Origin of the sequence: Rickettsia endosymbiont of Nabis limbatus, from assembly GCF_965196655.1 — a bacterium.
In the GTDB taxonomy this organism is placed as follows: Bacteria; Pseudomonadota; Alphaproteobacteria; order Rickettsiales; family Rickettsiaceae; genus Rickettsia.
In genome coordinates this window covers 701,877-721,190 of sequence record NZ_OZ239771.1, presented here as the reverse complement: position 1 = coordinate 721,190, position 19,314 = coordinate 701,877, and the positions used below count along the sequence as shown (strand labels likewise).

The window sequence follows — 19,314 nt, the reverse complement described above, 5'->3', positions numbered from 1 at the left end:
ATGAATAACATATTTAAAGGTTTGATTACGGCAATAATAACGCCGTTTAAAAATAATAAACTGGATTTAGAATCGCTTGAAAAAATTATTAACCGCCAAATTGACGGAAAGGTTGATGGAATAATATTAGCCGGCACAACCGGCGAGGGAAGTAGTTTAAGTTTTGAAGAATATAAATTATTATTGCAAACAGCTAAGGATATAGTAAATAAGCGTATTCCTGTAATTAGTGGATGTTCTTCAAATAATACTGCATATGCGGTAGAGCTTGCAGCAGCCTCTACAAATATTGGGGTTGACGGTTTTATGGTTAGTCCGCCGTCATATTTGAAGCCTACTCAAGACGGAATCTATAAACACTTTGAAGCAATACATGAAGCTAGTAATTTACCGATTATGCTATATTCAGTTCCGGGTAGAACTGGAATCGATTTTACTGATGAAGTAATATTCAAACTGTCTAGATTGCCTCGTGTTTTAGCTTTAAAAGATGCAGGAATAAATTTAGAAAGACCGCTTAGAATTAAATCTATAGTTAAAAAAGGATTTAATCTATTATGCGGTAATGATGATTTAAGTCTTGCTTTTAATGCTCAAGGCGGAGTAGGGTGTGTGTCCGTAGCTTCTAACGTTGCACCTAAATTATGCAAAGAGCTTCAAGAGAAATGGTATAACAATGATGTTAAAGGAGCTTTAGATATTCATCAAAAATTATTACCTTTATATAAAGCATTATTCGTAGAATCAAACCCGATTCCAGTTAAGTATGCTATGCATTATTTAGGATTCTGCACAAACGAAATTCGTTTGCCTTTAACTGAAGCAACAAATACAACCAAAAAACAAATTGAAGAAATTATAACATCATTATCTATAAAGTTATGAGTGAATATAAGAAAGTTATTGTACAAAATAAAAAAGCTCTATTTAATTATTTTATTGAAGAAAGGCTGGAGGCGGGTATTGTATTAAAGGGCAGTGAAGTTCAATCGCTTCGTCAAGGTAAAGCATCTATAGAAGAGAGCCATGCAGCTGATACGGGAAATGAGGTATTTTTGTACAATTGTCATATTGCAGAATATGAAAAAGCAAATAGATTCAATCACTCTACCAGAAGACCGCGTAAATTATTATTGCATAAGAAAGAAATAAATAAAATTATCGGTAGAACTAAAATAAAAGGTTATACTCTAGTTGCCTTGTCTATGTATTTTAACAAAAAAAACAAGATAAAAATTGAGCTTGGCATTGCTAAAGGTAAAAAATTACATGACAAGAGAGAAACGATTAAAGAAAAAGATTGGAAGAGGGATCAAAGTAGATTGATCAGACAGAAGTAAAGAGTGGGGTATGGTTGTCACCCCGTAATTTATTCACGGGGTTCAGGAAAAAATATGTAATATTTTTATTGTTTTTCTGGATTCCGCGGTCAAGCCATGGGATGACACAGTAGGAGTTGCATCTCCTCGCAATGACGTATCTTAGCCCGAAACAAAATAAAATTAATTTTAAAGGTTATTTATGCAGCATATTATTGGAAAGATATTAGTTATATTTGTAGTAATTATAGGAGTTTTATTTATTTTTAAGACTATAAAAACTTCTTCTACAAAACCTGTTTCCATAGAAGTTAAACAAAATGAAGAGCCTCAACAATGCGAAGAAGAAAGAGTTAAGAAGATTATCGAAGAATATTTACTTAGTACTCCTGAAATAATAATACAATCAATAGAAAATCTACAAAAGCGTAAAGTACAAGAAAGTGAAACCAAAATTAATAGCTATATTAAGGATAACAAATTAGATATCGAGAATAGCCAAAATTTTCCTGTTATAGGTAATAAAGAAGGTGATATAACTATAGTTGCTTTTTATGATTATTCTTGTTCCTACTGTAAAAAAGGTGATGTTTCTTTAAATGAGTTATTACAAAATGATCCAGAGGTGAAAATTTTGTTAAGACCATTACCTATACTTGGTGATGCCTCTGATTATTTAGCAAAAATAGCTTTAGCAGTTTATAAAATTAATCCTAGCAAATTTAAAGCTGTTCATAGTGAATTAATGAAGATAAGAAATTTTTCTAAAGAAACTGTTGAAGAATTATTAGCCAAAAATGACTTAAATATTACGGAAGTTGAAGAGATAGCTGATAGTTCTGATGTAAGAGATTTAATCGCTCAAAATATGCAGATAGCTAGAAATCTTAAAATTCAGGGTGTGCCTGCATATGTAATTAATGCTAGGTTAATCCCAGGATCAGTAGATTTTCCTCAATTATTAAGCATAGTCAAAGAAATTAGAGATAGTAAAGATTCTTAAAAATAAAATGTCGTTCTTATTTTTATAAGAATGACATTTTACCATATCATAATGTTTTCACAAAATTATTATGCCTCTATCTCTTACTAAAAAATACTACATTGCTGAAACTCCAGAAGAAATAGCTTTATGTGATGCTGTCAAAAATAATGATATTGAGCAAGCGGAGCGTTATATTCTAAAGTTTCAGCAAGACAAACAACTACAAAATTTTCAAGCAAATCTTTGTGGACCTTTAGAACTCCATCCTCTTGGTTTTGAGATCGCCGGTAATCCTATTATATTAACTGCAACCATAAATAAAAATAACAAAATGGTTAATAGCTATTGCGTTATGGCTTTAAACCGAATATTGAAAATCATGATGGTTGTAGACCTATATTTGCGGTATTTAAAAACAAGGATTTTAAGACAGTAAAAATACTTATAAATTATCTTAGTAAAGAAGAGCTTCATATTAAAGACGATTTTGGTCGGGATGCTTTATATTTCTCAGTATTAAATGAGCGTTTAGATTTAATAGATGGTTTAATACTTATATATGGAGTAAAAATTAATCTCTTAGGGTTTAATTCCCCGAAGGTCTGCTTCGTGATATACTAGATGCATGGAAGAAAGCAGTTATATACATAAAAGTGATAATGTCACAGTACTAATATATCATTTAGTAACACCGGCAAAGTATAGAAGAGTAATATTCAAAGAGGAACTAGACGATTATTTATGTAAAATTTGTGAGGACATAGAAGCTCGTTATGAAATTAGATTTTTGGAAATAGGAGTAGATAAAGATCATGTACATTTTTTACTACAGTCAATACCAATGTATCAATGTATAGCCCAACAAAAATAACTCAAATCATAAAAAGTATTACATCTAAGGAAATGTTTAAGAAATATCCAAATCTTAAAGAAAAATTATGGGGAAGTGAGTTTTGGAGTAAAGGATATTTTATGAGCACAGTAGGTAAACATGATGATGAGCGGAAATTACGTAATTATGTAAAAAATCAAGGTTCAGGCAAACCTTCTTATAAAGCATTTCAACAAAAACAGTTAAAACTTTTTGGATAGATACCTCGTAGCTCTGCTGCGAGGAGTATCATTTTAGGGCAGGAATATCAACCTTTTACGATAGCCGTTAAAAATGGGAGTTTAAAAATTGCATATTTTCTAAAAGAGCATGGGGCGGATGTAACATTTATAGGATCAAATGGCTTGGATGCTTCTAATCTATATGTGAATTATCTTAAAAATCTCTATAAAAAACTGAGAGAAAGTAAAGAAAAGATAAAAAATATAACAGGAATATGTTTAAAATACAAACATGCAACTCTTAATATTAAAGATCTTGAGATGTGGCATAATATATTATCAAGTTATGAGCTAGAATCTTCTAGAGACAAGACTTATAGCTTAATGCGATAAGATAGTGACTTAGAGTATGAGTTAGATTATACTAAATGAAAAACTTATGGCAAAGGCATATTCATACGATTTAAGAATACGAGTAATAAAAAGTTTAACAGATGGTAAAACAATAAAAGAGACTTCTGAGATATACTCTATTAGTAGGAAGACTATAATAGAATGGAAAAAATTAAAGAAACAAACCGGCGATATCAAAGCAAAAAGTGGTTATCATACAGGACATCGTAGAATAATAAGAGACATAGAGGGATTTAAAAAATTTATAGAATTAAATTTTGATAAAACCACCATGGAACTAGCTAACAACTGGAGTCAAAAAGTATCTGCAAGTACGATATCAAGATTGCTTAATAAATTAGGTTATAGTTATAAAAAAAACTTTTCTTCATCCCAAAAGAGATGTTGGTCTAAGGAATGAGTTTATATTGAAACTAAAAACTATAGACAAACAAGATTTAGTATTTATCGATGAATCTGGGATAGAAGATAATAGCTGTAGAGAACACGGGTGGAGCATTATCGGTCAAAGATGTTATGGTGAAAGGGTCTATCAACATAAATCACTGATTAGTATGATTGCTGGGGTGTCTGCCAAAGATATTATTGCCCCAATAATATTTGATGGGACATGTAATAAGGACATTTTTGAAACTTATGTACAAGAGATATTGATCAAAGAGTTAAAGCCTGGTCAGATAGTAGTAATGGATAATATTAATTTTCATAAAAGTACAAAAGTGAAAACGTTAATTGAATCTTTTGGTTGCAGTATTTTATTTTTACCAACTTACTCTCCTGATTTAAATCCTTACTATTACCCACAAATTTTACCACTAACAATTGATAGCATCATTACGCTCTCTTGAAGGATTTCATATCCCCGCCATAAAGACATTGCTCCGGGCAACCCATCACTCTTTCTTGCCATAAAGCCTCCTAATTTACCAAGCAAAATAATAGCTTCTTTTATATTTGGAGGCTTGCCAGGAGTATTATTTGTTCTGTGCACGCGCATATAAAGCGTTTTCCATTCTTGGGTGGTAAGTATGCTATCGCAGCTCTCTTCAGGACAAGTTGAGGCTATTTTTGATAAATATAAAATTTTAAAAGCAATGAGGCTTTTTATGGCAATTAATTTTTGTAGCTTTGTTTCGGCAGATAAGCGAGAGGCTTCTATCTTGCATCCTGATTTCAGAACTCTAAAATATTCTTCTATTTTCCATCTTAGCTTATACCAAGTTATACGCTCAACAGCATCTTCAAAGCTACTCACGGGGATGTTGGTCAGTATAGTCCAATCGATTGCCTCTACTCCAACAGGGGCATTAATTTCTTTAGCGCTTACAACATAAACAGCTAATTTGTCACTGATTTTGTGATCAGTATTTTCAGGGCCATATAAAGATACAGACCTAATTGGTATGTGCCCATATGTGTATTTAATTTCAACATTTGCTTTTCTTGCTTTATGAAGTCCATTGCCTGGGATTTTCAGTCTAATCTCTTTCTTGGACTGTAGCTTACTTATTTTCGTTTGTATTTTTGTTTTACCATTTTCCGGGCAAATAAATTTCCTATCCTGTCTGTTGCGAATTACAAATTCTGCAGCTGATTCTTCAATTTTCCATAACAAATCAAAGATATCTGCTTCTCTATCTCCAACCGTAATAACTCTAGTATTTTCAGGAATATTGGCAATTGTTTCCTCAAACGCGTTAATCCATTTATAGCTTTCTTTATCTTTGATGTGAGTGATATACTTACGCCTTGCTTTTTCCTTCTGATCCTCTTCCCTTGCGATACGTGCCCAACATTGCTGAGAGGTAAGGCCTAAAGGCAGACCTCCTGGCGTCACTATAATAGTACTATGCATAATAAGACCCTGTTTGTGCTTTGTATAAGCTTTGGAGATACTGCCTAGCCCTTTTGTCTTAATATGAGTGTCATAATCCAGGTAAGTTGTATCCTGAATTGCAAACACTAAATTTTTGCCTTGGATTCTATTTTGTGTTTCCACATGATGCGAAGAATAGACTTCATCTATATCAAACTTATCATTGCTAAATAGTCTGTAAGCTCCCTTCGCATCTTTCCAGGATCTGCAACTTTGATTTATTGTGCCGGATGCTTTGCTATCAAGTAAGTTACTGGTTTTAATAAGCCGATTTATAAGTCTTTTATCTTTAAAGTCAACATGCCTGAGCTCATTCTCTAACCAACCAGTGCTTGATATATTTATCCCGTATGTTACTATATCTTGCATATCGCCTATCCTTCTTATTTAAAATGATCAGTGAATACTCTAGCAGCATTTTATAATTGTGGGTAATAGTAAGATTTAAATCCTATTGAGCATTACTGGTTTAAAATCAAGAACGAAATAAGAAAAACTGTTTCTAATTTTGAGCACTTTTTTGATGCGGTTTACTATGCTCTTAAAAAAGTCATTACCTTATCGCATTAAGCTATACACGGAAAGAGAAATAAAAGAGTTGTCATTTTATGAACAAAATTTATTCCCAAATTTGATAATAGATATAGAGATGATAAGATGTTAGTTAATAGATATAATCTTTGATATGTTTCTATAATTTCATCTATATACTTGACAATATGCTTTTAGATTGTTAATATCCTTTTACATATATTAAAGCTTTATAAAGCTAACAAATAAAATTAATTCTTCAAGCCACAAGAATAAATCTAAAAATCTAGTTTGATTCCTAATTTAAAACAACGTAATATCTCCTCTACATTTAAGGAATTAAATTTTTCATTCATATCAACTATAATCTATTATAATAAAAATAATGAGTATAACTAATAAAGAATCCCCAGAACAACTAAATAATCCTGAATTTAATAATCATTATGCAGAAAACGGCAATATAATTAATTTAAAAGAATTAAAACGTAAATTGCCTGAAGAATTACAAGCTCAGGCAGAAGAGCTAAAAATTGAAAATGTTAGTTCTTTGCGTAAACAAGAATTAGTTTTTGCAATTTTAAAGAAATCTGTAGAACAGGGTGGTTCAATAGTAGGCGAGGGAGTACTTGAAGTTTTGCCTGACGGGTTTGGCTTTTTGCGTTCTCCTGAAGTAAACTATTTAGCAGGACCTGATGATATTTATATTTCTCCAAGTCAGATTCGTCGCTTTGGTCTTCGTACTGGTGATACTGTGGAAGGGCGAATAAGAGCTCCAAAAGAGGGAGAGCGTTATTTTGCTCTACTTAAGGTAAATAAAGTAAATTTTGAAGATCCTTCTAAAGCTTATCACCGTGTCAATTTTGATAATTTAACCCCTTTATATCCTGATGAAAAATTGGGCTTAGAGCTTGAAGATAACAGCAAAGATTTTAGTGCACGTGTTATTGAACTAGTCGCTCCAATGGGTAAAGGTCAGCGTGCTTTAATAGTTGCACCTCCTCGTACCGGTAAAACTGTGTTATTACAAAATATCGCCCATGCTATTACCACCAATAATCCAGAAGTATTTTTAATAGTGCTGTTAATAGATGAAAGACCGGAAGAAGTGACCGATATGCAACGTTCCGTGCGTGGTGAGGTTGTTAGCTCTACTTTCGATGAGCCAGCAAGTAGGCACGTACAGCTTGCGGAAATGGTGATTGAGAAAGCAAAGCGTTTAGTAGAACATAAGAAAGATGTAGTAATTTTAGTTGATGCAATAACACGTCTTGCTCGTGCTTATAATACTGTAGTTCCATCATCTGGTAAGGTATTAACTGGTGGTGTTGATGCTAACGCACTTCAGCGTCCGAAAAGATTTTTTGGTGCTGCAAGAAATATTGAGAATGGTGGTTCACTTACTATAATCGGTACGGCTCTAATTGAAACAGGTTCACGTATGGATGAAGTGATTTTCGAAGAGTTTAAAGGTACAGGTAACTCTGAGATAGTGTTAGATCGTAAGATTGCTGATAAACGTATTTACCCAGCTATTGATATAACTAGATCAGGAACTAGAAAAGAAGATTTATTAGTTGATAAAATAGTACTAAATAAAATGTGGGTTCTTCGCCGCATCATCGACCCAATGGGTAGCAGTGAAGCAATAGAATTCTTGCTTAAAAAGTTAGAACATACTAAAACTAATAATGAGTTCTTTGAGATGATGAAAAGCCCAGCAGAACGTAAATAGGGTATGTATGTCATTGCGAGGAGTGAAACGACGTGGCAATCTAGTAAAACATCCTGGGATTGCTTCGTCGAAACTTTCAGTTTCTTCTCGTAATGACGGAAAAATTGATCCACGAACCAACCTCTCCTCGCAATGACGAAAACTAAAAAATATATTGCAAAATGAATATAACACCTGATTATTTAATTGAAAGAAAACAAATAAAATCTCGTTTATTAGTTTGGAAGTTAATAGCAATTATTTTAATTGGTGTTTCATTCTTCTTAATTTGTAAAGATTTTGTTCCAACGGAAGTTTTAGCCAATAATAATGATGATTATATAGCTTCGGTATTAATTGACGACATAATACTTGAAGATGAGAAGCGTGATAAAAAGCTTAAGAAAATTGTTGATGATTCTCATATTAAAGCCTTAATAGTTAATGTAAATTCCCCAGGTGGTACAGTAGTAGGTTCAGAAAAAATTTATAATATTCTACTTAAAATATCAGAAAAAAAGCCAGTAGTTATAGTTATGGGAACAATGGCAGCAAGTGGTGGTTATTTAATCTCTCTTGCTGGTGATTATATCATTAGCCATAATGGAACTATAACTGGTTCAATTGGGGTAATATTACAGACTACTGAGATAACTGACCTTGCACAAAAGCTTGGCATTACTTTTCTTAATTTTAAATCAGGTGAGCTTAAAGCTGCCCCAAACCCTACTGAAAAACTAACTGAAAATGTGCGAGTAGCGGTTATGGAAAATATAGAAGATACTTACAATTTTTTTATTGAACTTGTTGCTGAAAGACGTAAAATTCCTATAGATGAAGTCAAAAAACTTGCTGATGGCAGAATATATTCAGGACGTCAAGCTGTAAAACTAAAGTTGGTAGACAGTATAGGTAATGAGGATACAGCCTTAAAATGGTTGCAAGATGAGAAAAAAATCGATGCTAAATTAAAAATTAAAGACTATCAGCTAAAACCAAAACCTAAATTAGTGGAAATGATGCTTGAAGATTTCGACAGTTTAGTCCCTAGTTTTTTCAAAAATAGTTTTAATGGAATTAAGGCAATTTCTAATTATGGCTACTAAAATTGATTTGGTAAATAAAATACATAAGCAGCTGGATTATCTTTCTAAAGAAGATGTAAGTGATTCTGTGAATTTAATCCTTGATTATTTAAGCAATTCTCTAAAAGAACAGAACCGTATTGAAATCAGAAATTTCGGTAACTTTTCTATCCGTACTCGAAAATTCCCAGAAAGTGATAAATTTTATAATACAATTTATTATAGAAAGCCTAAAAATTTCCTCAAAGAATAAGGTTGCTGCAAGTGAACGAAAAGCTGGTAGACGAAGGTCAATTTCAAAAAGAGCAAAGAGGCTGTAAGCCGTGGAGCGGCAGCAGTTACTTAATACGTGAGCAGCTAAGGGCTTACAAAGGCGACGTAGCCAATTTTTGAAATTCTACCTGAGTATACAAATTGTGAAGTGGTCTAAATATACTTTCTCCGAAAAAATTAAAATAATAAAAAGTAAAATAACGCATAACAATATTATATGTGTAGCTCTTCATACTTATAATTTAGAGCTTTTTGAAAAAATATTAATAACAGGAAAGGTTAAAGATATTAATATGCTGTTCCTTGCTCATTATGGATTATTTAAAGGCGATAAATATTATACTTTTTTACAAAAGCTATATAATTACTCAAATGAAAATAATGTTACTTTAGATAAAGAAAAAAAAGAATATTTAGAATACGTATTAAAATATATAGAAATGTTTGATCCTTTAAAATTCACCAAAAATGAACAATTACAACCTCGTTATAACGATGAAGACACGTTAGATTATTACGATCGTTCTTCTAAAAATTTAAGTGTAAATAATACACAAAACTTACGCTATGAGTGGAAGAGTGATAAATTATTGTAAGAATAATTAAACATGTCAAAGAGGAACAGATTGCAAGCAATACCAATTAATAGAACAGATTACTGTCAATTTTTAACAATTAGCCAAAAGAATTATAGTTTAACCTACTACGCTGAACATGCCAAGAAATGTAGCCATGATGTTATTAATAGATTTTTAGAAAATGAAAAATATACTCCTTCTTTGTTATGGGAACACATTAAGAATGATGTTATCTTTTCATCTAACGGATATACAATATTTGATGATACGGTGTTAAACAAAAGGAACACAAAGAAAATAGAGGTTGCTAGATCGCAGTATAGTGGAGCTACAGGTGGAGTTACTACCGGTATAGGAGTAGTGAGTCTTGTATATTATAACCCCGATATTGATAAGTTTTGGGTAATAGATTATCGCATTTTTTCACCTGATCATGATGGAGCGACGAAACTAGATCACCTACTAAAGATGTTCAATAATGCTGTTTATAGTAAAAAGATTCCTTTTCAAACTGTACTTTTTGACACATGGTATGCTACACACAAAATTATGCAACATGTTGACTCCTTGGGCAAATATTATTATGCCCCTATTAAAGCCAATAGAAATGTTAGTAAAACGTGTGATTACGAGCCTTATAAAGCTGTTAGCAAGTTGACGTTTTCAGATGAAGAAATTAAGAATGGAATGGAGATTCATATAAAAGGATTTGCCAAAAATAAGCATGTTAATTTGTTTAAATTTACTGTTTCTACCAACAGAGTTGATTATGTTGTTACCAATAACAAAACTCAAAAATCTTCTAAAGCTGCACAAGATGAGTTTGGCTTGCGATGGGTAATTGAGAGCATGCATAGAAAAATTAAGCAACTGACTGGTATAGAACGTTGCCAATGCAGAAAACAGCGTATCCAACGTAATCACATTAGTTGTGCATTTCTAGTTTGGGCTTTTCTCAAAAGAACTGCAAATAAAATAGGTAAAACGGTCTACCAAATAAAGTTAGGGCTTTTAGATGACTATATGCAACAACAGCTTCGTTCTCCATCTTTACGATATTTAGAACCAAACATAGCGTAAGTTTTGTACAAATCCTACTAATCAAATTGGAGAGTCTTCTAAACTGAATTATGTAGAGCTGGATTGGACAAGTTAAAACTTATTTCTCAAAATACTATCATTACAATAATGCAACTATCCCACATAATTTATAAAATTTAAGAAAATTTAATACTCGCTTGAGTTTGCTTTGAACTATCAACTGTCAAGGGGTAAATCTAAAATAATTATAAATATTTATGTTGAATAAACTCTTATTATAGTGTCTACTTAAGAAAAAGTTTTATACTTGATTAGCTTCTACCAACCCCATTAGTACTTATAATGAGCACAGCAAAAAAAAACAAATTTCAAATAAATATCAATAATAATTATAACGATTTACTTACGCCTTTTGGTAAAGCAATTTTACGAGATCGATATCTTATGAAAGGTGAAGATTTTCAAGATTTATTTGCTCGTGTTTCTAGTTATTATGCTGAAAATAAAGAGCATGCTCAGAAGCTATATGAGTATATGAGCAAAATGTGGTTTATGCCTGCAACACCGATCTTAAGTAATGGTGGCACTGATAGGGGGCTACCTATTTCTTGTTTCTTAAATGAGACCGATGATAGTTTAAATGACATAGTAAATTTGTGGACGGAAAATGTTTGGCTTGCCTCACGCGGTGGTGGGATAGGTAGTTATTGGGGTAATGTTAGGTCTATTAATGAAGCAATTCATAATAAGGGACATTCATCAGGCATTATACCTTTTATTAAGGTGATGGATTCTATGACCCTTGCTATTTCTCAAGGCTCGATTAGACGAGGCTCATCAGCAGTATATTTACCTATTGATCATCCTGAAATCGAAGAATTTATTGACATAAGACGCCCGACAGGGGGCGATGTTAACCGAAAATCTCTTAATATTCACCACGGTATTGCTATAACCGATAAATTTATGCAAGCCGTTGAAAATAATACAGACTTCGAGCTTATTAGTCCTGCTACCAAAAAAGTTGTAACTAAAGTTAGAGCAAGAGATTTATGGGTAAAGTTACTTACCACCAGAATAGAAACCGGCGAGCCTTATCTCTTATTTATTGATAGTGTTAATAAATCAATACCTAAGCATCATAAAAAGTTAGGTTTACATGTTAAGATGTCCAATCTATGCAGTGAAATTACATTGCCAACCGGTATCGATCATTTAGGCAAATCAAGAACTGCCGTTTGTTGTCTTTCTTCTTTAAATTTAGAATATTATGAAGAATGGAAAGATGATAAAGAATTCATACCAACTATTATGCTATTTCTTGATAACGTTTTAGAAGATTTCATCAATAAAGCACCTGATACTATGGCAAGAGCTAAATACTCAGCTTTTCGTGAGCGAAGCGTTGGTCTTGGTGTTATGGGGTTTCACTCGTTCCTGCAAATGAAAAAAGTACCGATAGAGTCGGTTATGGCAAAAGTTTGGAATAAAAAAATATTTGAATATGTATCTAAGGAAGTAGAAGAAGCATCTGTTAAAATCGGTAAAGAGAAAGGGGCGTGTCCTGATGCATTGGATGCAGGGAGCAATGAGCGTTTTAGTAACAAAACAGCAATAGCTCCTACTGCTTCAATTTCAGTAATAGCAGGAAATGCATCACCAGGAATAGAGCCATTTGCCGCTAATAGCTTTGTACAGAAAACCCTAACTGGTTCTTTTAATGTACGTAATAAGCATTTAGAAAAGCTATTAGAGGAAAAAGGATTTAATAATGATCAGGTTTGGTCTTCAATTAGTACTCACGAAGGATCAGTGCAGCATCTAACATTCTTAACTGAAGAAGAAAAGCAAGTCTTTAAAACTGCCTATGAAATTGATCAAAATTGGCTGATAGAGCTAGCAAGCGACCGCACGCCTTATATTACTCAGGCACAATCTTTAAATGTCTTTTTACCTGGTAATGTTAGCAAAAAATATCTAAATGATATTCATTTTAGAGCTTGGAAAAAAGGAGTGAAAAGTTTATATTATTGTAGATCAACATCAATTCAACGAGCTGATAAAGTTTCGCATGATGTATTAAAGGGAGATTTTAAAGATTTAGAAAAACAAAATGACGAACTAGCCGAAGCTAATAAGTATGAAGAATGCTTAGCTTGCCAGTAATAATAATGTTATGCAAAAATATTTAGATCCAATAGATGAATTTACAAGTTATGTTTGCTGATCAAAGCGAAGAAGGTACGGGAATAAGTGGGTTACCTACAGAAGAAATAGAAAAATTAAAAAATAAATAAAAAGAAAGCATATGTCATTACTTGATGCAAGTCCAATTTATAAGCCATTTTCATATCCTTGGGCATATGAAGCTTGGCATACTCAACAAAAAATTCATTGGCTACCGGAAGAAGTGCCGCTTGCTGATGATGTTAAAGATTGGAAATATAATTTAACCCCAGGTGAGAAGCATTTATTAACGCAAATATTTCGCTTTTTTACACAAGCTGATATTGAAGTAAATAATTGCTACATGAAGCATTATTCACGAGTATTTAAACCCACTGAAGTAATGATGATGTTATCTGCTTTTTCTAATATGGAAACAGTACATATTGCAGCATACTCGCATTTGCTTGATACTGTAGGGATGATGGAAGTAGAATATTCTGCGTTTCTTAAATATAAGGAAATGAAAGATAAATATGATTATATGCAGCAATTTGGGGTTGCTACTAACGAGGATATAGCAACTACGCTCGCAGTATTTGGAGCTTTCACCGAAGGATTACAGCTATTTGCATCTTTTGCTATTATGCTTAATTTTCCACGTTTTAATAAAATGAAAGGTATGGGGCAGATTATTGCTTGGTCAGTGCGTGATGAAACGCTGCATACTAATTCTATTATTACGCTCTTTAAAACTTTCGTTAGAGAAAATCCTGAAGTCTGGACAGAAAATTTACGTAGTCGTATCTATAAAGCTTGTACAACTATTGTACATTTTGAAGATGCGTTTATTGCTCTTGCTTTTGAAGTAGGGGGAATTGAAGGGCTAACGGCTGATGAGGTAAGATTATATATTAGATATATCGCAGACAGGCGTTTGTTTCAGCTAGGGTTGAAAGATATTTACATGGTAAAAAATAACCCTCTACCATGGCTTGATGAAATGCTAAACGGTGTTGAGCATACAAATTTCTTTGAAAATAGAGCAACCGAATATTCAAAAGCAGCAACTACTGGCTCGTGGGAAGAAGTATTCGCTGATATGGATAAGAAGTAGTATATACCTTTAATACTTCAAGATTTGGTAAATACTCAGATAGAACTTCAAAAATTGGCTACGTCGTTCTATAAGTACTGCGGTGCTCACGTATTAAGTATACGCTCCGCTCCTCGTCTTATAAACTCCTTGCTCTTTTTGAAGTTGATCTTCGTATAAGCTAAATTTCGTGCTTCGTCTTTGCTCACGTAGTTTATCTACATTCCGCAGACTCACCGCTTATTTGACTTACCAACTTTTGAAGTATTTGCGGTATACTCTTCTATTTATTAGATAATGACATAATGCATGTTAGACATAAAAAGAAAACAAGACCATATCGAAATTAATCTTACCAAAAATGTTGAATCTGGCTTAAGTAGCGGATTTGAGTCGGTTCAGTTTGTGCATAATGCCTTACCAGAAATCAATTATAGTAGTATAGATACAACTACCACTTTCTTAAATAAAACCTTACAAGCACCTATCCTAATTTCTAGCATGACGGGCGGAACGCCTAGAGCAAGAGATATTAATCAAAGATTAGCTGCTGCTGCTCAAAAAGCAGGTATTGCTATGGGACTTGGTTCTATGCGTACTATGCTTTCAGAACCAAGTACTTTAGATACATTTACAGTGCGTAATAATGCCCCTGATATAGTATTGCTTGCTAATATTGGTGCGGTGCAGCTCAATTATGGTGTAACACCAAAACAATGTCAGTATTTAGTAGATAGCGTTAAAGCTGATGCTTTAATTTTACATTTGAACATATTACAAGAATTAACGCAGCCGGAAGGTGATAAAAATTGGGAAAATCTTTTACCTAAAATAAAAGAAGTCGTAAATTATCTTTCTGTCCCTGTAATTATCAAGGAAGTAGGATTTGGTTTGTCTAAAAAAACAGCCAAACAGTTTATAGATATAGGAGTCAAAACTCTTGATGTTGCAGGCAGTGGTGGAACATCTTGGAGTCAGGTGGAAGCTTATCGTGCTACAAATTCATTACAAAATCGTATAGCTAGTAGTTTTATCGATTGGGGAATTCCGACGCTGGATTCTATTAAAATGGTAAGGGAAGCTTCAAAGGATATTTCCATTATTGCAAGTGGTGGCTTAAAATCAGGTATTGATGGAGCTAAAGCTATTCGCATGGGAGCGGATATTTTTGGTCTTGCTGGTCCATTTTTAAAAGCAGCTGATCTTTCAGAAAATCTAGTATCTGAAGAGATACAACTAATAATAGAGCAGCTTAAAATTACTATGATGTGTACAGGATCGTGTAACTTGGAGGAGCTTAAGAAAGCCGAATTGAGGTAATTGTTACCAACTATGTCATTCTTGCGTGAGGCTTGCCCCGTATGGATAGAAAAACGCTCTCGGTAGGCATTGCCTACGTGGATCATTCTCCCCTGTCATCCCGTGATTTATGAACTAGAACCAGTTAAAAATACTAATAAAATTAGTATTTTTTATTATTTTCTGGATCTAGTTCCCAAGCCACGGTATGACTACCTTAGGGCGTTTTTCGATCCACGCGGGCAATGCCGCCACGGGGTGACAAGGGAAAACGATCTACATAACAAAGCCCGCATCTTTCCCGCAATGATGTTTCTACAACTCTAAATAAGATTTTAATGCTAAAATTAATATCTAATCTTTTTTGGCATCTATATCTTTTGTTAATTCTTCATAAACTTGTTCATCTGATAGGCTAGTGAATTTTTTAAAGAGCTTTACTATTTCTAGAGACGGCACAATTTGAAAAGCATCTTTCAATATTTTGATCTTTTTCTTATCATTCAGATTATTATTTGAATTCAAATAAAGCTCTAGTAATGGGATATTTATAAAATTGGTATTTATAGCCGATTCTAAACATTCCGCATCATTTGCTAATAAATAATAATCAGCAATTTTTAAAGTGTCTGAAATAGGTATAGGTTTATGGAGTTTGGCAATCTTGTTTGTGATAAAAGTAAATTTAGACCATAAAGCAAGCTGCCCATAACAATAAGCTAAAGTAACCAAATTATCTGTATCATATTCATTTATATTATAGGCTTTAACGGCATAATTTTCTGCGTCCTGATAAAGTGCCTTGTCATAAAAAAGTTTAGCAAGGTTTTTATTGCTATAAAAAGCAAATTCTTTCGATTTAGAAAGATTTTGTAAATAAGCAATTTTCTTATCTATGTCCTCTTCTGTTTCAGCTAAAATTAAGTTATGAAATTCTTTTAAGTTTTCACAAGATGAATTTTTTCGAGCAATAGAGCCTGCTTTAGTTTTATTACCGGTAATATATTTTGCAAAGGCTAGAACTAATGAATATCTATCATTATTGATTTTACGATTACTAAAAACACTATGTATCTTAATTGGTAAATCGATAATTAATATCAAAAATCTTATTATGATAAAACCAAGGACTATTAATAAAATTAAACTTATTAGACTAAAGAAAAAAGTGGTTTCAATATTATAATTATATAAATTAATGAAAACCTTTGAATCAAAGCTTTGCGTTAAGGTAAAGCCAAAATAAAGAAGAAAAAGAGCAGCACATATTAATAATAATCTAAACATCTTTATTTATAAACTCCTGCATAAACTTTTCTGAATAAAGAAAATTAATTAGATATTTTAATTTTTCTAGGATCAATAATTTATCTTGTTCTTTTCTAATTATATTAGAAGGTCTTTTCTCAATTTTAATAAATTTTTCAAGCCATTTATGATTCAATGGAAAAATCACCTCCACTTTTTCAAATTTAGAAATAAGGTAATTATTATTATATTCTTCTAAGTTTGTTAAAATATTTTTTATATCCTGAGGTAGCGGCAGAGATTTTAACACTATTAACTCTTTACTATATTCCTGATCTTGTAAAAAATTATATGTTAATAGATTTACATTTAGCAGATAATGAATGTAATCAGGTGAATATATTTTAGGTTGATGATCAGGTTTTTGTTCTAATGTAGCAGTAGGAGCCTCAGGAAATTTTAAGGAGTCTACGTATTTTAAAAGTGTCTTAGCAGATAATAAAGGTGCTTCTTCTTTTGTTTCTTTAATATTTGTTTCAATCTCATCTGGGGTTTCAAGAGTCTGACTTAAGTTTTTATTTTCGCTTTTAAATAATTTTAAAATATCGCTCCTATTATTATAAAGTGTGAAAGAGGATAAAGTAAATATTACTATTGTTATAAAAAAGATATTTCTGCTTTTAAATAAACTATTGAATTTTTGCATTTTCAAATAATAATTTGATTAAATCGTTAGGATTTTGGTCATCACAATAAACCACATTTTTAAAAAAAGGTCTAACTATATTTGCAACTTTTAAACTTATAGCTATGACTAAACTATTTTGTAAGTATTCTAATAAATTATTTTCATTTAACAACTTTAGTAAAGTCTTAGCACTATTTTGAGAGTAAAGCATTACAAAGTCAACAGAGTTCTTAAGTTCTTTTACAACAGATAACGGAAGCTCATTTAAATATTCTACGTTATAAATAATATAACGTTTTATCTTATCAGGCAAATCTTTAGTAATTTCGTTTGAAGATAGATATATAGTTTGTTTGTATAAATCACTTGGAAAATGCTGAATTAAATCATCTACATTTTTAGCAGTATAAGCTATTTTTAAACTTTTGTTTTCTAGTAATTGTTTTGATTTATCTCCTACCACCCAAATGTTATGATTTAATTTATATTCAGCAATAATTGCAGCGGCGTATTTACTAGTTATTATTATATTTGAGTAACCCCCCCAAATATTAATATCAAAATCTAGAGTTTTATACTTAATTATAGGGCAGTTAATATAATGAAAATTTAAGACATGATTATCTATTTCCTGAGTAGTTTCTAAATTAGCTTCCCAGCTTCTAGTTAATAAAATCGACTTCATATAATATTTGTATTCCTATATAAAGAGCTACTGCCCAAATTATAATAGCTGCTATTTTATTAACTATAGCTAAAATCGTGCTACTTTTATTCAGCTTTCTTACATTATAACCAGCAAGACCCAAAGAGAAAAACCATATCCAAGATACAAACACACAAGTTAAAGTAAATATAGTTTTTGTAAGTCCCTGATATTTTAGGGCACTTGTACCTATTACTACTATTGTATCCATAATTGCATGTGGATTTAATATCGATACTGATATAGCAAATAGAATCTGTTTTTTAGCTGAAAGTGCGTTCGAGTTATTAGTAAGATCAAGAGGCGGCTGATTCCAAGTATTATATCCCATATATAATAAAAAAATAAATCCTAAAATGAGTATAGTAAGTTTTAAGGTGGGGATTTCAAAAATTATCAAAGATAAACCAAAAACGGCAGAGCAAATAAGAATAGTATCACATATAGAAGCAGATACTATACTAGGTAGAACCTTTTGAAATTTTGGTTGTGTAGCTCCTTGATTAAATATAAAAATATTCTGTACTCCTAAAGGTACGATTAAGCCAAGTGCTAAGAGTATTGCATGAAAAGATGCATTTAATATTTCGTTCATTTTAACTTAACCAATTTATCCAAGATTTTATAGTAATTATTGTTTGCGGTAAATATTAGTAGTGCTATTCCCCAAATTGTTATAGCTCCTACCCTAATGATACTCCTCGCAGCAGAGCTACGAGGTATCTATCCAAAAAGTTTTAACTGTTTTTGTTGAAATGCTTTATAAGAAGGTTTGCCTGAACCTTGATTTTTTACATAATTACGTAATTTCCGCTCATCACCATGTTTACATACTGTGCTCATAAAATATCCTTTACTCCAAAACTCACTTCCCCATAATTTTTCTTTAAGATTTGGATATTTCTTAAACATTTCCTTAGATGTAATACTTTTTATGATTTGAGTTATTTTTGTTGGGCTATACATTGGTATTGACTGTAGTAAAAAATGTACATGTTCTTTATCTACTCCTATTTCCAAAAATCTAATTTCATAACGAGCCTCTATGTCCTCACAAATTTTACATAAATAATCGTCTAGTTCCTCATTGAATATTACTCTTCTATACTTTGCCGGTGTTACTAAATGATATATTAGTACTGTGACATTATCACTTTTATGTATATAACTGCTTTCTTCCATGCATCTAGTATATCACGAAGCAGAGCTTCGGGGAATTAAACCCTAAGAGATTAATATCCT

General features: G+C 32.0%; 21 protein-coding genes and 1 pseudogene. 16 read left to right on the top strand and 6 right to left on the bottom strand.

All coding sequences use genetic code 11. From position 1 onward, the window contains the following. The 8 genes and pseudogenes from dapA to ACOAL3_RS04170 all read left to right on the top strand — a co-directional run bounded on the left by dapA (position 1) and on the right by ACOAL3_RS04170 (position 4,619). Entirely contained in the window at positions 1-885 is an 885-nt protein-coding gene (gene dapA / locus ACOAL3_RS04205) for a 4-hydroxy-tetrahydrodipicolinate synthase (RefSeq protein WP_419235458.1), read from the top strand. Next, a complete protein-coding gene (gene smpB, locus ACOAL3_RS04200) occupies positions 882-1,340 on the top strand; it encodes an SsrA-binding protein SmpB (protein WP_419235457.1) in 459 nt (152 codons plus the stop codon). The genes dapA and smpB overlap by 4 nt, the downstream gene beginning before the upstream one ends. A gap of 181 nt (positions 1,341-1,521) precedes the next feature. Further along, on the top strand, positions 1,522-2,322 hold the full coding sequence (locus ACOAL3_RS04195; RefSeq protein ID WP_419235456.1) for a DsbA family protein: 801 nt from the start codon (positions 1,522-1,524) through the stop codon (positions 2,320-2,322). Positions 2,323-2,392: 70 nt separating this feature from the next. Next, positions 2,393-2,740, top strand: a complete 348-nt coding sequence (locus ACOAL3_RS04190) for a hypothetical protein (RefSeq protein ID WP_419235680.1) — start codon at positions 2,393-2,395, stop codon at positions 2,738-2,740. Beyond that, positions 2,650-2,925 (top strand): hypothetical protein, encoded by a 276-nt coding sequence (locus ACOAL3_RS04185; RefSeq protein ID WP_419235455.1) that lies wholly within the window; start codon positions 2,650-2,652, stop codon positions 2,923-2,925. The genes ACOAL3_RS04190 and ACOAL3_RS04185 overlap by 91 nt, the downstream gene beginning before the upstream one ends. Positions 2,926-2,929: 4 nt before the next feature. After that, positions 2,930-3,396: pseudogene (gene tnpA, locus ACOAL3_RS04180) on the top strand (IS200/IS605 family transposase). Positions 3,397-3,796: 400 nt separating this feature from the next. Next, positions 3,797-4,171 carry a helix-turn-helix domain-containing protein gene (locus tag ACOAL3_RS04175; protein ID WP_395476636.1) on the top strand — a complete coding sequence of 125 codons (375 nt, stop codon included), beginning with the start codon at positions 3,797-3,799 and terminating at the stop codon, positions 4,169-4,171. 7 nt (positions 4,172-4,178) lie between these two features. Beyond that, positions 4,179-4,619, top strand: coding sequence for an IS630 family transposase (locus ACOAL3_RS04170; protein WP_419234784.1), 441 nt, complete (start codon positions 4,179-4,181; stop codon positions 4,617-4,619). Here the strand turns inward: ACOAL3_RS04170 and ACOAL3_RS04165 are convergent. Then, positions 4,568-6,016 (bottom strand): IS4 family transposase, encoded by a 1,449-nt coding sequence (locus ACOAL3_RS04165; protein ID WP_419234585.1) that lies wholly within the window; start codon positions 6,014-6,016, stop codon positions 4,568-4,570. The two genes, ACOAL3_RS04170 and ACOAL3_RS04165, sit on opposite strands and share 52 nt — an antisense overlap. A 547-nt stretch (positions 6,017-6,563) precedes the next feature. On the opposite strand from ACOAL3_RS04165, the gene rho reads away from it, so the two are divergent. The 8 genes from rho (at position 6,564) to fni (ending at position 15,451) form a co-directional block, all read left to right on the top strand. Further along, the gene (gene rho / locus ACOAL3_RS04160) at positions 6,564-7,913 is read left to right on the top strand and encodes a transcription termination factor Rho (RefSeq protein ID WP_419235454.1); all 1,350 of its coding nucleotides are present in this window, start codon (positions 6,564-6,566) and stop codon (positions 7,911-7,913) included. A gap of 161 nt (positions 7,914-8,074) precedes the next feature. Further along, positions 8,075-8,998: a signal peptide peptidase SppA gene (gene sppA, locus ACOAL3_RS04155; RefSeq protein WP_395477491.1), complete on the top strand. Its 924-nt coding sequence runs from the start codon at positions 8,075-8,077 to the stop codon at positions 8,996-8,998. Further along, the gene (locus tag ACOAL3_RS04150; protein ID WP_395477492.1) at positions 8,988-9,230 is read left to right on the top strand and encodes an HU family DNA-binding protein; all 243 of its coding nucleotides are present in this window, start codon (positions 8,988-8,990) and stop codon (positions 9,228-9,230) included. Before sppA ends, ACOAL3_RS04150 begins: the two co-directional genes overlap by 11 nt. Positions 9,231-9,393: 163 nt before the next feature. Beyond that, positions 9,394-9,846, top strand: coding sequence for a hypothetical protein (locus ACOAL3_RS04145; RefSeq protein ID WP_419235453.1), 453 nt, complete (start codon positions 9,394-9,396; stop codon positions 9,844-9,846). 30 nt (positions 9,847-9,876) lie between these two features. Further along, positions 9,877-10,908 (top strand): IS701 family transposase, encoded by a 1,032-nt coding sequence (locus ACOAL3_RS04140; protein ID WP_473198140.1) that lies wholly within the window; start codon positions 9,877-9,879, stop codon positions 10,906-10,908. A 303-nt stretch (positions 10,909-11,211) separates the two neighbouring features. Beyond that, a complete protein-coding gene (locus ACOAL3_RS04135) occupies positions 11,212-13,035 on the top strand; it encodes a ribonucleoside-diphosphate reductase subunit alpha (protein ID WP_419235452.1) in 1,824 nt (607 codons plus the stop codon). A 142-nt stretch (positions 13,036-13,177) separates the two neighbouring features. Beyond that, positions 13,178-14,152, top strand: coding sequence for a ribonucleotide-diphosphate reductase subunit beta (locus tag ACOAL3_RS04130; protein ID WP_419235451.1), 975 nt, complete (start codon positions 13,178-13,180; stop codon positions 14,150-14,152). A 288-nt stretch (positions 14,153-14,440) separates the two neighbouring features. Beyond that, the gene (fni, locus tag ACOAL3_RS04125) at positions 14,441-15,451 is read left to right on the top strand and encodes a type 2 isopentenyl-diphosphate Delta-isomerase (RefSeq protein ID WP_419235450.1); all 1,011 of its coding nucleotides are present in this window, start codon (positions 14,441-14,443) and stop codon (positions 15,449-15,451) included. A gap of 333 nt (positions 15,452-15,784) precedes the next feature. Here fni and ACOAL3_RS04120 read toward each other — a convergent pair whose 3' ends face one another. The 5 genes from ACOAL3_RS04120 to tnpA (ACOAL3_RS04100) all read right to left on the bottom strand — a co-directional run bounded on the left by ACOAL3_RS04120 (position 15,785) and on the right by tnpA (ACOAL3_RS04100) (position 19,254). Continuing rightward, complete coding sequence (locus tag ACOAL3_RS04120) at positions 15,785-16,717, bottom strand: tetratricopeptide repeat protein (protein ID WP_419235449.1); 933 nt, start codon at positions 16,715-16,717, stop codon at positions 15,785-15,787. Then, complete coding sequence (locus ACOAL3_RS04115; protein ID WP_419235598.1) at positions 16,710-17,384, bottom strand: hypothetical protein; 675 nt, start codon at positions 17,382-17,384, stop codon at positions 16,710-16,712. Before ACOAL3_RS04115 ends, ACOAL3_RS04120 begins: the two co-directional genes overlap by 8 nt. Continuing rightward, complete coding sequence (locus ACOAL3_RS04110; RefSeq protein WP_419235448.1) at positions 17,368-18,051, bottom strand: uroporphyrinogen-III synthase; 684 nt, start codon at positions 18,049-18,051, stop codon at positions 17,368-17,370. Before ACOAL3_RS04110 ends, ACOAL3_RS04115 begins: the two co-directional genes overlap by 17 nt. Then, positions 18,029-18,667, bottom strand: a complete 639-nt coding sequence (locus ACOAL3_RS04105) for a LysE/ArgO family amino acid transporter (protein WP_419235447.1) — start codon at positions 18,665-18,667, stop codon at positions 18,029-18,031. Before ACOAL3_RS04105 ends, ACOAL3_RS04110 begins: the two co-directional genes overlap by 23 nt. Before the next feature lie 128 nt (positions 18,668-18,795). Then, complete coding sequence (gene tnpA, locus ACOAL3_RS04100) at positions 18,796-19,254, bottom strand: IS200/IS605 family transposase (protein ID WP_419234544.1); 459 nt, start codon at positions 19,252-19,254, stop codon at positions 18,796-18,798. Between the last annotated feature and the right edge of the window lie 60 nt (positions 19,255-19,314).

Coding starts and splice junctions, on each gene's coding strand:
- dapA (WP_419235458.1), top strand. CDS start 1: ATGAATAACATATTTAAAGGTTTGATTACGGCAATAATAACGCCGTTT.
- ACOAL3_RS04110 (WP_419235448.1), bottom strand. CDS start 18,051: ATGAAGTCGATTTTATTAACTAGAAGCTGGGAAGCTAATTTAGAAACT.
- ACOAL3_RS04130 (WP_419235451.1), top strand. CDS start 13,178: ATGTCATTACTTGATGCAAGTCCAATTTATAAGCCATTTTCATATCCT.
- ACOAL3_RS04135 (WP_419235452.1), top strand. CDS start 11,212: ATGAGCACAGCAAAAAAAAACAAATTTCAAATAAATATCAATAATAAT.
- rho (WP_419235454.1), top strand. CDS start 6,564: ATGAGTATAACTAATAAAGAATCCCCAGAACAACTAAATAATCCTGAA.
- sppA (WP_395477491.1), top strand. CDS start 8,075: ATGAATATAACACCTGATTATTTAATTGAAAGAAAACAAATAAAATCT.
- smpB (WP_419235457.1), top strand. CDS start 882: ATGAGTGAATATAAGAAAGTTATTGTACAAAATAAAAAAGCTCTATTT.
- ACOAL3_RS04115 (WP_419235598.1), bottom strand. CDS start 17,384: ATGCAAAAATTCAATAGTTTATTTAAAAGCAGAAATATCTTTTTTATA.
- ACOAL3_RS04105 (WP_419235447.1), bottom strand. CDS start 18,667: ATGAACGAAATATTAAATGCATCTTTTCATGCAATACTCTTAGCACTT.
- ACOAL3_RS04175 (WP_395476636.1), top strand. CDS start 3,797: ATGGCAAAGGCATATTCATACGATTTAAGAATACGAGTAATAAAAAGT.
- ACOAL3_RS04165 (WP_419234585.1), bottom strand. CDS start 6,016: ATGCAAGATATAGTAACATACGGGATAAATATATCAAGCACTGGTTGG.
- ACOAL3_RS04195 (WP_419235456.1), top strand. CDS start 1,522: ATGCAGCATATTATTGGAAAGATATTAGTTATATTTGTAGTAATTATA.
- ACOAL3_RS04120 (WP_419235449.1), bottom strand. CDS start 16,717: ATGTTTAGATTATTATTAATATGTGCTGCTCTTTTTCTTCTTTATTTT.
- fni (WP_419235450.1), top strand. CDS start 14,441: ATGTTAGACATAAAAAGAAAACAAGACCATATCGAAATTAATCTTACC.
- tnpA (WP_419234544.1), bottom strand. CDS start 19,254: ATGGAAGAAAGCAGTTATATACATAAAAGTGATAATGTCACAGTACTA.
- ACOAL3_RS04190 (WP_419235680.1), top strand. CDS start 2,393: ATGCCTCTATCTCTTACTAAAAAATACTACATTGCTGAAACTCCAGAA.
- ACOAL3_RS04150 (WP_395477492.1), top strand. CDS start 8,988: ATGGCTACTAAAATTGATTTGGTAAATAAAATACATAAGCAGCTGGAT.